Source organism: Streptomyces sp. NPDC048291, assembly GCF_043201715.1.
Taxonomy (GTDB): Bacteria; Actinomycetota; Actinomycetes; order Streptomycetales; family Streptomycetaceae; genus Streptomyces.
The window spans coordinates 49,200-61,255 of record NZ_JBICZC010000006.1; the positions used below are offsets into that span (position 1 = coordinate 49,200).

The 12,056-nt window shown below is 70.4% G+C and carries 13 protein-coding genes; 5 read left to right on the top strand and 8 right to left on the bottom strand.

Annotation, left to right across the window (positions count from 1 at the left end):
- The first annotated feature begins 70 nt into the window (after window positions 1-70).
- Window positions 71-262 (top strand): DUF6274 family protein, encoded by a 192-nt coding sequence (locus ACGF5O_RS16905; protein WP_393810660.1) that lies wholly within the window; start codon window positions 71-73, stop codon window positions 260-262.
- A 537-nt stretch (window positions 263-799) separates the two neighbouring features.
- Here the strand turns inward: ACGF5O_RS16905 and bldC are convergent.
- A complete protein-coding gene (gene bldC / locus ACGF5O_RS16910; protein ID WP_003949541.1) occupies window positions 800-1,006 on the bottom strand; it encodes a developmental transcriptional regulator BldC in 207 nt (68 codons plus the stop codon).
- 631 nt (window positions 1,007-1,637) lie between these two features.
- The gene (locus tag ACGF5O_RS16915; RefSeq protein ID WP_393810661.1) at window positions 1,638-2,480 is read right to left on the bottom strand and encodes a hypothetical protein; all 843 of its coding nucleotides are present in this window, start codon (window positions 2,478-2,480) and stop codon (window positions 1,638-1,640) included.
- 266 nt (window positions 2,481-2,746) lie between these two features.
- Here ACGF5O_RS16915 and ACGF5O_RS16920 point away from each other — a divergent pair, with 266 nt between their 5' ends.
- Both ACGF5O_RS16920 and ACGF5O_RS16925 read left to right on the top strand, forming a co-directional pair.
- Window positions 2,747-3,838, top strand: a complete 1,092-nt coding sequence (locus tag ACGF5O_RS16920) for a Leu/Phe/Val dehydrogenase (protein ID WP_393810662.1) — start codon at window positions 2,747-2,749, stop codon at window positions 3,836-3,838.
- Between the two features lie 300 nt (window positions 3,839-4,138).
- Complete coding sequence (locus tag ACGF5O_RS16925) at window positions 4,139-4,402, top strand: DUF3073 domain-containing protein (RefSeq protein WP_046733692.1); 264 nt, start codon at window positions 4,139-4,141, stop codon at window positions 4,400-4,402.
- 117 nt (window positions 4,403-4,519) lie between these two features.
- Here ACGF5O_RS16925 and purM read toward each other — a convergent pair whose 3' ends face one another.
- From purM to ACGF5O_RS16955, 6 genes are all read right to left on the bottom strand, one after another.
- Window positions 4,520-5,596, bottom strand: a complete 1,077-nt coding sequence (gene purM / locus ACGF5O_RS16930) for a phosphoribosylformylglycinamidine cyclo-ligase (RefSeq protein WP_393810663.1) — start codon at window positions 5,594-5,596, stop codon at window positions 4,520-4,522.
- A gap of 31 nt (window positions 5,597-5,627) precedes the next feature.
- Window positions 5,628-7,157, bottom strand: a complete 1,530-nt coding sequence (gene purF / locus ACGF5O_RS16935; RefSeq protein WP_393810664.1) for an amidophosphoribosyltransferase — start codon at window positions 7,155-7,157, stop codon at window positions 5,628-5,630.
- Between the two features lie 243 nt (window positions 7,158-7,400).
- The gene (locus ACGF5O_RS16940; protein ID WP_393810665.1) at window positions 7,401-7,835 is read right to left on the bottom strand and encodes an META domain-containing protein; all 435 of its coding nucleotides are present in this window, start codon (window positions 7,833-7,835) and stop codon (window positions 7,401-7,403) included.
- 63 nt (window positions 7,836-7,898) lie between these two features.
- Window positions 7,899-8,696 carry a sterol carrier family protein gene (locus ACGF5O_RS16945; RefSeq protein WP_393810666.1) on the bottom strand — a complete coding sequence of 266 codons (798 nt, stop codon included), beginning with the start codon at window positions 8,694-8,696 and terminating at the stop codon, window positions 7,899-7,901.
- Between the two features lie 24 nt (window positions 8,697-8,720).
- The gene (locus tag ACGF5O_RS16950; RefSeq protein WP_393810667.1) at window positions 8,721-10,739 is read right to left on the bottom strand and encodes an esterase-like activity of phytase family protein; all 2,019 of its coding nucleotides are present in this window, start codon (window positions 10,737-10,739) and stop codon (window positions 8,721-8,723) included.
- Complete coding sequence (locus ACGF5O_RS16955) at window positions 10,736-11,080, bottom strand: hypothetical protein (protein WP_393810668.1); 345 nt, start codon at window positions 11,078-11,080, stop codon at window positions 10,736-10,738. Before ACGF5O_RS16955 ends, ACGF5O_RS16950 begins: the two co-directional genes overlap by 4 nt.
- 205 nt (window positions 11,081-11,285) lie before the next feature.
- On the opposite strand from ACGF5O_RS16955, the gene ACGF5O_RS16960 reads away from it, so the two are divergent.
- Both ACGF5O_RS16960 and ACGF5O_RS16965 read left to right on the top strand, forming a co-directional pair.
- Window positions 11,286-11,489 (top strand): helix-turn-helix domain-containing protein, encoded by a 204-nt coding sequence (locus tag ACGF5O_RS16960; protein WP_351485525.1) that lies wholly within the window; start codon window positions 11,286-11,288, stop codon window positions 11,487-11,489.
- Window positions 11,490-11,496: 7 nt separating this feature from the next.
- A complete protein-coding gene (locus ACGF5O_RS16965) occupies window positions 11,497-11,961 on the top strand; it encodes a Clp protease N-terminal domain-containing protein (RefSeq protein WP_393810669.1) in 465 nt (154 codons plus the stop codon).
- Window positions 11,962-12,056: the final 95 nt, after the last annotated feature.

The following is a 12,056-nucleotide window of genomic DNA, read 5'->3' on the forward strand; positions in this document are numbered from 1 at the left end:
ACGGCGTCACATTCGCTGGCTACCCAGGAGGGAGGGCCTGGTTGGTGTCGGCCCCCTCTGGAGGTGGCGTATGGCGGCTTCGGTGCGGCACGAGACGCGGGCGTTGCTGAGGGCCCATCTGGCGGCCGCCTCGTCGTACCGGCATCTGACCCGCCACTGCGCGGTCTGCCATCAGCTGCTGCGGCTGGCGATGGACTCCGCCCCGCACCCCGCGGAGCCCGCCGAGGACGCCACGGAGGACCCGGACCCCGTCGGCGCGTGACGGCACACGGCCGGCGCCCGGCCCAACCCCCCTTCCCCCAGGGGCCGGTGGAGCGCGAGACTCCTCTAGCGCACCCGGGGCAGTACAAACAACCCGTGCGGTATGTGACGGGTGTCACCGCATGAGTTTCCGAAACGGCGCTACTTACCCCCTTCCTACAACTGGTCGATTTAATATGTGCAATTGCACCACCCTGTAGACCCCTCCCGGACCCACCCCGGACCGGCCCCCGGCCCCCCTCCGGAGTCCCGCACAGCAGATCCGACAGCGATCCCCAGACTCCGACAAGGCTGCTCACAGAGGCGCTGGTTACGGTGGGCGAAGCCCCCACGGGACCTCATGGACGCACAAAAAAGATCGCGCTGGACCCGGCGGAGTCCAGCGCGATCTACGACGCACCCTGTGTCGCTTGCCTGAGAGGTTCTTGTCGGCCTGGGCGTGGGCCCTGTTGGGGCAGGTCCCGCGTCGCTTGTAGCTAGGGTTTCGGGCGTTTCGGCCAGTTGGGGGACCGGTCGGTTTGCCCGATATTCAGTTGGATCAGGCTTCGCTGCGCTGCTGCGGGATGCCCGCCAGCAGGGCGCGCACCTCAGCCTCGCGGTAGCGGCGGTGTCCGCCGAGCGTGCGAATCGACGTGAGCTTGCCGGCCTTCGCCCACCGCGTGACCGTCTTGGGGTCGACGCGGAACATCGTGGCGACCTCAGCCGGGGTCAGCAGCGGCTCGGCATCAGGGGTGCGAGCGGTCATGAGCGGCCTCCTCGGGAGAACCGAACCTTCTCGGTTCTTTCCTCTAAATTCTGCACCTTGACCCGCGTTGCCCGAAATGGCGGACGCGAGTCGAGTCGGTTATAGGACGAACGGCTTGTCCTCGGCACTACAACTACACCATCCGTCCAGCCGCGTCGGCCAAACCGATGGAATTGCCCTCCCAGGTAGGCATCAGCCGCGGAAGCCGATGGACCATGCCATAGCGGACAGTCACGCCACTGTGACGATCAGTCACAGGACGATCAGGAGTCACGAGACCCCCCAAAGCACGTAATACCGAGAATCCGCCCACAGTGCACCACACTTGGACGGATGGAGCCCTCCCCGGACTCCTTGTCCTATTTTGGCACGAGGAGTGGCAAGAGGCGCAAGAGCCGTGTAAGTGCTATCCGTCACCCTTGACGCAAAAGCCCGGATCGGGACCCAACGTCCAGTGCGTTCACTGAAGTGCCGTCAACGTACGTTGTTTCATGCCTTCTGGGCCGTGACGTGCATCACTCACCGCACACACGTCACGCAGGTGTCATCCGGTTGTAAACCGCACCAGACGTCCCGTCACCTAGTACGGAGCAGTGGGCACCGGCACTCAGCCCGGCTCGCGGTTCGGCTCTCAGTTCGCCGAACGCCGGTCCCGTACACCCCGCCAGCGCTCCACCAGGCGCCCGTACGCCTCGCCGGCCGCCGCCCCGTCGCCCTGGCGCAGCGCCTCGATGCCGGCCGCCACGTCGGCCGCCGAGTGGTCGCCCTCCAGGTCCCCGGCCGGCAGGGCGTGCACGAGTCCGCCGTAGTCCAGTTCGACCACCGAGCGCGGATGGAACTCCTCCAGCCAGCGGCCGACGTCCACCAGGCCGTCGATCAGCGGCCCTTCCTCCACGGTGTCCTTGAGCGTGCGCAGCGCCCGGGCCACCCGGCGCCTGGCCTGCACCATGGGCGTGCGGTAGCGCAGCATCGGCGGGATCTCCCCGGTGCCCTTCTCGTACCGGCGCTCCTCGTCGGAGACCAGCACGAACCAGTTCAGCGGCACCTGCCAGGTCGCGGTGCGGATCCAGGGCCGGGAGTCGGGATTGCGGACCAGCCAGCGCTCGTAGTCCACCGTGGCCTGCCGGCGCACGACCGGCGGCAGCATCGCGTCCAGGACCGGCTTCGGCAGTTCGTCGGAGAGTTCCTGCAGCGCCTGCCAGCCGCGCAGCCGGGTCCGCCACGGGCAGACGCAGACGACGCTGTCGACCTCCAGCACGAAGGCGTCGGCGCTCTCCTGCACCGGCACCGGAACCGGCGGGGTGGGCAGCAAGTCGGCCAGGGAGCGCCGGAGTTCGTCCTGGTAGGAGGGGCGCTCCGGACGGCGGGCGTAGCGCGTCCAGTGGTCGCGCTCCCGGTCGGGGAAGGCTGCCAGCGGCTCGTACACACGCAGGTACGTCGCATACGGGACGACCACCGAGGACACCTTGGGCACGCCTGCTCCCTCCCCATCGGACCGGGCTCGAAACCAGCGGAACCCACGGCGGAGCCATGACGGAGCCGGCCGGGGCCGGCCGCGGAAACCACAGCAAATCGTCCCACGCTCATACGTGCACACACGGCACGGCAGAGTGATCCTGAACACTGCGCGGATGGTGTACGGGCAATGGCTCTACGCTCATGCCACGGCCCCCGCCACCCTTACGGGAGCCCCCGCTTCCACCCGCCGCGACACACGCGACACAACCGGGAGTCACCACAGTGACCGACGTTTCCACCGGCGTCCTGCACACCCTGTTCCACTCGGACCAGGGCGGTCACGAGCAGGTCGTGCTCTGTCAGGACCGCAAGAGCGGCCTCAAGGCCGTCATCGCCATCCACTCCACCGCGCTGGGCCCCGCCCTCGGCGGCACCCGCTTCTACCCGTACGCCAACGAGGAGGAGGCCGTCGCCGACGCCCTCAACCTCGCGCGCGGGATGTCGTACAAGAACGCCATGGCCGGGCTCGACCACGGCGGCGGCAAGGCCGTGATCATCGGGGACCCGGACCGCGACAAGACCGAGGAGCTGCTGCTCGCCTACGGGCGGTTCGTGGCCTCGCTCGGCGGCCGGTACGTCACCGCCTGCGACGTCGGCACGTACGTCGCCGACATGGACGTGGTGGCCCGCGAGTGCCGCTGGACCACCGGCCGCTCCCCGGAGAACGGCGGCGCCGGCGACTCCTCCGTCCTCACCGCGTTCGGCGTCTACCAGGGCATGCGGGCCAGCGCCCAGCACCTGTGGGGCGACCCCTCGCTGCGCGGCCGCACCGTCGGCATCGCGGGCGTCGGCAAGGTCGGCCACCACCTGGTGGAGCACCTGCTGGACGAGGGCGCAGAGGTCGTGATCACGGACGTACGGCAGGAAGCCGTCCGGCGCATCGCCGACAAGCACCCCGGCGTGCGGGCCGTCGCCGACACCGACGCCCTGATCCGCGTCGAGGGCCTCGACGTCTACGCCCCCTGCGCGCTCGGCGGCGCCCTGAACGACGCGTCCGTGCCGGTGCTGACCGCCGAGGTGGTGTGCGGCGCGGCCAACAACCAGCTCGCCCACCCGGGCGTCGAGAAGGACCTCGCCGACCGCGGGATCCTCTACGCGCCGGACTACGTGGTGAACGCCGGCGGGGTGATCCAGGTCGCCGACGAGCTGCACGGGTTCGACTTCGAGCGGTGCAAGGCGAAGGCGGCGAAGATCTTCGACACCACGCTGGCCATCTTCGCACGTGCGAAGGACGACGGGATTCCGCCGGCCGCGGCGGCCGACCGGATCGCCGAACAGCGGATGCACGAAGCGGCAACGGCGGGCGGACACTGACCGAACACCGGGTTTCCGGACGGATTTCCGGTACCCGCCGGCGGGCACTTGGAGAGAACTCTCACGTTCGTCGGCGGGTCGGCCGCCAGGAAGTGGTTAAAATCGTGGTTGACCAGCGGGGACGGGGCACCTCGCGGGTCGTGCAGCCAGGCGCGTGGTGCGGGCGACGTACCGTATGGGCGCGGGCTCAGGTACCGTGGAAGCCCTACGGACCGGTCTCTCCGAGGAGAGCCCGTTCCGGATCATGAACGCGTGTCAGACTCTGGGGCCGTCGAGCCCCGTCACCGAGGGGGTCGAGCCATGGGGCGCGGCCGGGCCAAGGCCAAGCAGACGAAGGTCGCCCGCCAGCTGAAGTACAACAGCGGTGGGACTGACCTGTCACGTCTGGCCAGCGAGCTGGGCGCATCGACTTCGAGCCAGCCGCCGAACGGCGAGCCGTTCGAGGACGACGACGAGGACGACGACCCGTACGCCCAGTACGCGGATCTCTACAACGACGATGATGAGGACGAGGACGAGGACGACCAGTCCGGTCCGCACTCCCAGCATCGTCGCGGTGCTTGACTCCGGCGGCTGCTGAGCCGCTTCACTTGCCCGGTCCGGGGTTTCATCGCCGGACCGGGTTTTGTGCTGGGGTCACGGGGCGCTGCCCCGGACCCCGCTCCTCAATCGCCGGAGAGGCTAGTTCTGTGGGTGATCCCCCACCAGTTCCGCGCCGGTGGTGTGCTCGCCGCGCTCGGTGATCTCACCGGCGACCCAGGCGTCGACCCCGCGGTCGGCCAGTGCGGTCAGCGCCACGTCCACCGATTCCTGCGGGACGATCGCCATCATGCCGACGCCCATGTTGAGCGTCTTCTCCAGTTCGAGCCGCTCGACGCTGCCGGTGCGGCCGACCAGGTCGAAGATCGGGCCCGGGGTCCAGGTGGCGCGGTCGACGATCGCGTGCAGGTGGTCCGGGATCACCCGGGCCAGGTTCGCGGCGAGTCCGCCGCCGGTGATGTGGCTGAAGGCGTGCACCTCCGCCGTCCGCATGAGGGCCAGGCAGTCCAGCGAGTAGATCTTGGTCGGCTCCAGGAGCTCCTCGCCGAGGGTCCGGCCGAGGTCCTCGATGTGCGCGTCGAGGGCGAGGCCCGCCTGGTTCAGCAGCACGTGCCGGACCAGGGAGTACCCGTTCGAGTGAAGCCCGGAGGACGCCATGGCGATCACCGCGTCACCCGTACGGATACGATCCGCGCCGAGCAGCCGGTCGGCCTCCACGACGCCCGTACCGGCGCCTGCGACGTCGAAGTCGTCCGGGCCGAGCAGGCCCGGGTGCTCGGCCGTCTCGCCGCCCACGAGGGCGCAGCCGGCCAGCACACAGCCTTCGGCGATGCCCTTGACGATGGCGGCGACCCGCTCCGGGTGGACCTTGCCGACGCAGATGTAGTCGGTCATGAACAGCGGTTCGGCACCGCACACCACGATGTCGTCCATGACCATGGCGACCAGGTCGTGGCCGATGGTGTCGTAGACGCCGAGCTGCCGCGCGATGTCCACCTTGGTGCCCACGCCGTCCGTGGCGGAGGCCAGCAGCGGGCGCTCGTAGTTCTTGAGGGCGGAGGCGTCGAAGAGGCCGGCGAAGCCGCCGAGGCCGCCGAGGACCTCGGGGCGCCGCGTCTTCTTCACCCACTCCTTCATCAGCTCTACGGCGCGGTCGCCCGCCTCGATGTCGACGCCGGCAGCCGCGTAGGAAGCACCGGAAACAGGGCTCTCAGACATTGCCTGGGATCTTTCGGGTTGATGACGGGGCTTACGGGCGACGGATCGCGTCGGCCGCGGCCGTGGCTGCCGGACCGGCCGCCAGCTCGGTCTCCAGGAGCTGCTTGCCGAGCAGCTCGGGGTCCGGGAGCTCCATCGGGTACTCGCCGTCGAAGCAGGCGCGGCACAGGTTCGGCTTGGCGATGGTGGTCGCCTCGATCATGCCGTCGATGGAGATGTACGCCAGGGAGTCGGCGCCGAGCGAGGTGCCGATCTCCTCGATGGTCATGCCGTTGGCGATGAGCTCGGCGCGGGTGGCGAAGTCGATGCCGAAGAAGCACGGCCACTTGACCGGCGGCGAGGAGATCCGGATGTGGACCTCGGCCGCGCCCGCCTCCCGCAGCATCCGCACCAGCGCCCGCTGGGTGTTGCCGCGGACGATCGAGTCGTCGACGACGACCAGGCGCTTGCCCTTGATGACTTCCTTCAGCGGGTTCAGCTTCAGGCGGATGCCGAGCTGCCGGATGGTCTGCGAGGGCTGGATGAAGGTCCGGCCGACGTAGGCGTTCTTGACCAGACCGTTGCCGAAGGGGATGCCGGAGGCCTCCGCGTAGCCGATGGCGGCCGGGGTGCCGGATTCCGGGGTCGCTATCACCAGGTCGGCGTCGACCGGGGCTTCCTTGGCGAGCATCCGGCCCATCTCCACGCGGGAGAGGTAGACGTTCCGCCCGGCGATGTCGGTGTCGGGGCGGGCCAGGTACACGTACTCGAAGACACAGCCCTTGGGCTTCGCGTCCGCGAATCGCGAGGTGCGCAGGCCGTTCTCGTCGATGGCGACGAACTCGCCCGGCTCGATCTCGCGGACGAAGCTGGCGCCGCAGATGTCGAGCGCGCCGGACTCCGAGGCGACCACCCAGCCGCGCTCCAGGCGGCCGAGGACCAGCGGGCGGATGCCCTGCGGGTCGCGGGCGGCGTAGAGGGTGTGCTCGTCCATGAAGACGAGGGAGAAGGCTCCGCGCACCTTCGGGAGGACCACGGGGGCGGCCTCCTCGACGGTCAGCGGCTTGCCGTCCTCGTCGACCTGGGCCGCGAGGAGGGCGGTGAGCAGGTCGGTGTCGTTGGTGGCCGCGACCCGGGTGGACCGGCCGTTGTGGTCCTTGGGGAGTTCGGCGACCATCTCGGCGAGCTGCGCCGTGTTGACGAGGTTGCCGTTGTGGCCGAGCGCGATCGAACCGTGCGCGGTGGCGCGGAACGTCGGCTGGGCGTTCTCCCACACGGAGGCACCGGTGGTCGAGTAGCGGGCGTGACCGACCGCGATATGGCCCTGGAGCGAGCCGAGGGACGTCTCGTCGAAGACCTGGGAGACGAGGCCCATGTCCTTGAAGACGAGGATCTGGGAGCCGTTGCTGACCGCGATACCCGCGGATTCCTGGCCCCGATGCTGGAGGGCGTACAGCCCGAAGTACGTGAGCTTGGCGACCTCTTCACCGGGAGCCCAGACTCCGAAGACGCCGCAAGCGTCCTGGGGGCCCTTCTCACCGGGGAGCAGATCGTGATTGAGGAGACCGTCACCACGTGGCACGGCACCGAGTGTAGGCGAGATCGACCACTGGTCCGAATTGGGGATACCCGGCCGTAATGGATCTACGACCACGGACACGCTTGTGGCTTTCTCCATTTTCGCAGGTCAGCGGGGTGGGAGCTTTCTCCAGGCGGTGCCGGTTCGGGCGGACCGGTGCCCGCGCAACCCCCTCGCACCGTATCCCTGAGTGAGGTGTCGCACATCATTCGGGGGGTCGCGAGGGCGCCGCGGCCCGGGTCGCGGTCAGGTCCTGGACAGCTGGACGCGGTCCCCGCCGGTCGCGGTGAGGGTGAGTTTCCCGCCCTCGCCGGTCATGGTCAGCGGTCCCGAGGTGAGCGTGCGGGAGAGGGCGCGCTCGAAGGTCATCCGCGCGTTGTCGCAGGCCATCCGCGTGGTGCGGAGTTGGCTGAGCCGGAGCTGGTCGCCGGTGATCTCCACCGGTCCGCTGAACTGGTTGCAGCCGAGGCTGCCGGCCGCGCGGCCGTCCTCGATCTTCATGTGGGCGTGCGCCGGGGCGCGCTGGGTGGCGCCGTCGACGGTCACGCTGTCGACGGTCCAGTCGATCCCGGTCACGGCCGGCACAGTCCCCACGGTTCCGCCTCTCCCACCGCCACAGGCCACCGCGAGCAGAGCGATCAGGGCGGCGGCCACCACCCTCGCCAGGGTCATACGGCGCATGCGCTGTTTCAACCCGTACCCGTACATACCGTTTCGACGGCGCGCCCCGGGTGATCGGTTCCCTCACCCCATGACGGGCAGGTACGCCCCGAGATCCGCCCGCTCGCCGCTGGCGCTGACCCTGGCGTCCGCCACGGCCTCCTTCCACGCCAGCCGTCCGGTGGCCAGCCGGATCCAGGTCAGCGGGTCGGTCTCGACGACGTTCGGCGGGGTCCCCCGGGTGTGCCGGGGCCCTTCGACGCACTGCACGACGGCGTACGGCGGCACCCGCACCTCGGTCGACCCGCCGGGCGCCTTGACCGCGAGCGCGTCGGCGAGCAGCCGGGTGCAGGCGGCGAGGGCCTGCCGGTCGTAGGGGACGTCGAGCCCCGGGACCGCCGCGGCGAGGTCGTCGGTGTGGACGACGAGCTCGACGGTCCGGGTGACCAGATAGTCGTCGAGGGACATCGCGCCGGCGCTGGTGGCGAGCAGCCGGGTGCCGGGGTGCGCGTCGAGCAGGGCGCGGAGGCCGGCCTCGGCCTCGGCGAGGTAGGCGTCCGGGTCGGGGTGGCCGGCGGCGAGGCGCCGGGTGAAGTCGTCGATGGCGGCGGCGTTGCCCGAGGTCCCGAACGGCCAGTCGAGCAGCACCGCGTCGGCTTTCCCCGGCTCGGGCTGGTCCAGGGCCCGGTGGACGGCGGTGACCGCCATGCCGATGTGGGCGACCAGGTCCCGTACGGTCCACCCCGTCAGCCGGGTGGGGAGCGCGAGCTGCTCGGGGGTGAGGGTGCGGACGGCGTCCCGCACGTTCGCGAACTGGGCGAGAACCGCCGTACGGGTTCTGGCCGCGTCGTAACTGCGGGCGCGCTTCTTGGCCTGGGGCATGGCGGTGAGCCTATTCATCGGCGTTCAGCGGCGCAGCTTCACGGCCAGCGAGTAGAAGCGCGTGATCTGGGTTTCGCTGTCGTTGTCGTCGGAGACCAGGTAGAGCGGTTGCCAGCCCTTGTACCTGCCGGACGTCCAGGGGGTGCCGAGGGCCATGCCCTCCACGTTGTCGAGGAGGGGGTGCTGCGGGTTCGAGGCCGGGACGGCGACCGCGCCGGGGCCGCCCGCCGGGCAGGTGGCCATGTCGACGACCAGTTCGTCGGTGGCGTAGATGCTGGCGGACTGGTGCCACAGGGAGTTCAGCTTCGTGACGTCCTCGGCGTGGGCGAGGGAGAGCTGGACGATCCGGATCTCCGAGCCGAGACCGGCGACGTACTGGCGTTCCAGCGCGAGGAGGTCGCCGTTGTCGTCGATGGCGGTCAGCTCGGACAGGTACATGCCGTCGTCGACGAGGAACGCGTACTGCCCGTCCGGGGTGTAGTCGCCGCCGGGTGTTCCGGTGTAGCGCTGGATGCGGATGATGCCCCGGCCGCGGGTGTCACCGTCGTCGGCCAGCGGCCCCTCCCAGCCGGCGTAGAGGTGGCGGCCGTCCGGGGAGACGGCGAGGGACTCGATGCTGCGGCCGGTCTGCGCGGAACCGTCGGGCGCGTAGCGCAGCTTCTTCGGGATGACGAAGTCCTTGCCGACCTGCCGCCCGGTGGCGACGTCGAAGCGGCGGATGGCCGGGCCGGTCTCGGAGGAGACCAGCATGGTCTTGCCGCTCCGCTCGATGACCATGCCCTCGCCGTCGTACCAGTCGCCGTCGATCGGGAACTTCGTGCCGTCCGCGCGGCGCAGCGGCACGGCCGTGCCAGCGCTGGGACCGAGGTTGAACGGGGACCCGAGGGTGACGGGCCAGACCCGGCCCGGGGCGTTGTCGGCGAGCGCCAGCGCCTTGACGTCCTTGCCCTGCGAGACGAGGGCCAGGGCGGACAGGCCGTAGATGTCCTCGTAGTCGACGCTCTTCTTGTTCAGCGCGTCGGAGTGGTCGAGCAGTACGGCGCGGGGCGCCGCCGGGTCGTCCGGCGAGGGGATCGCGCAGGGCCCGGCAGCGGCGGCCGGGTGGGTGTCGTGCCACCAGTGGACGAGAGGCGGGGCGCCCAGGCCGAGGGCGAGACCGACGGCGGCCGCGGTCACGGAGAGAACGGGGGTGCGGATGCGCTGCCATCGTGTGGGAGGCGGCAGGGGGACCTGGAGGGGCCACCGGGGCCCTTTGGCGACGTTGCGGACGAAGTCGAGGCCGCCGACGCCGTTGTGGTCCTCGTCCTGCGGTTCCTGCGGGACCTCGGGCTTGAGGGTGTGGATACGTCTCTTGGCCTCCAGGAAGAGGTCGCGCAGGCCGAGCATCTCCGGGCCGTCCGGCAGGCCCTGGCGCATGACGTCGACGAGGGCACCGGTGAACAGGGTGCAGCGCTTGGGGTCGGGGGCGTGGGAGGGACGGTCGCGCGGGGCGGAGGTCATGACGTACGCGCCCTCGACGTCCCGCAGCGTCGACACCGCCACCTGGACGTCCTGGCCGTGGCCGTCCGTCATCTCCGTCAGCACCTGGCCGCTGAAGCAGCAGTCGAGGATCAGGACCCGGCGCAGCGCGGAACCCGTGTCACGGATGGCGCGGCGGACGTCGCCGGAGCGGACACAGGTGTCCGGCTGGTCCTCGACCGAGTCCGGCAGGGTGAGCAGCAGCTGCCGTTCGTGGCGGTCGATGAGCCCGTGACCGGCGTAGTAGACGATCAGCGTGTCCTCGGCGAGCGCGGCGGCCTCGCGGATCGGGCCGACCAGCTCGGCCGGGGAGGCCGGGTTGGCGACCGTACGGATCCGCTTCCGTTCATCGTCGGGGATGCCCCAGATGTCCGGGTCGGTGAGCGCGGCGCGCAGCTCCCTGAGGTTGAGGTTGACGCTGCGCAACGGGTCCAGGCGGGTGTAGTCGTCCACGCCGATCAGGACGCAGGCGGAACGTTCCGGGTCGATCCGGCCGAAGCTCTCGACGGGCACGGTGTCCGTCACTGCGGCTCCCCGTCCGCGTCGTCGGCCTCCGCGAACCTGCGCATGAGGTCCGCCACCTGGTCGGGATCGCCGGTGATCTCGACACTGACCCGGCTGCGCGGTCGGCGGCTGTGCCGCCAGGCCAGATACGACAGGTGGAGCTGACCCACGCTGCTCACGGTGGACAGCACCGCGAGGACGGCGTCCAGGCCGGGGCCCATCCGGCCGGCGCCCGCACCGGCTTCCGCGACCCGGGTCACCCGCACCTGGCCGCGCAGGGCGCGGTCGGCCGCCAACCAGTCGTACAGGGAATGCAGTTCGTCCTCGCGGGCGGATCCCGACGCTTGGAACCTGATCTCCATCCGGCTGCTCCCCCAGCTCGCTCACGGATGTGCCACCCCTCCAACTACCCCATGTGTATCGGCAGTTGGCAAGTCACTTTTCCGGAGGTTAGCGGCGGGACATCCGGGTCCGAAGAGGCGTCTCCACTCCTTCACCGCATATCCCCGCGGGCTCTCTGTCAGTCTGGGTTGACATGCGACGGCTCGTCAATCCAGACTGACAGACATGAACGCAGGAGATCTCTCAGAACGTCTCAGGTCGCACGACCCCGCGGTGGGACTGCGGGCGGTGGGTGCCCTGCACCGGCTGGCCGAGCAGGTCGAGGCGGCGGCCGTGGTGCGCGCACGGGAACAGGGATGGTCCTGGGAGCAGATCGGGGACGCCCTCGGCGTCTCCCGGCAGTCCGTCCACGCCAAGTACGGGAAGTGAGACGACCATGTTCGAACAGTTCGCGGCAGAGGCCCGGGCGACCGTCGCGTCGGCCCTCGAAGAAACCACGCTGCGCGGCGACCGCCGCATCGGCACCGAGCACCTCCTGCTGGGGGTGCTCCACGATCCCGGCGCGGTCCGTGCCCTCGGCACCGACCTGGAGACCGCCCGCGCCGCCCTCGACGCCCTCGACCGGTCCGCGCTCGCCGTGGTCGGCATCGACGTCCGGGGCATCGAGCGCGCCCCGATCCCGGCGTCCCGCAAACGAACCCCGTTCACCTCGGGCGCCCGCGCCGTCCTCCCCCGCGCCCTCGCCGAGACCAGGAAGGCCCACAGCCGCCGCATCACCCCGGAACACCTGCTCCTGGCCCTCCTCGACTGCGAGCGCCCGGACCCCGCGGCAGAACTCCTCACCGAACTCACCGTCGACCGCACCGCGGTCCGCGCCCGCCTGAGCCGGCGGGGCCGCTGAGCCGGGCCGATCACCCGTGGGCGTGATCCACGGCTGAGGCCGCCCCGGCCCCGCCGGGACCTGGAGACACTGGCCTTCGCCTGGAGGGGGGCAAC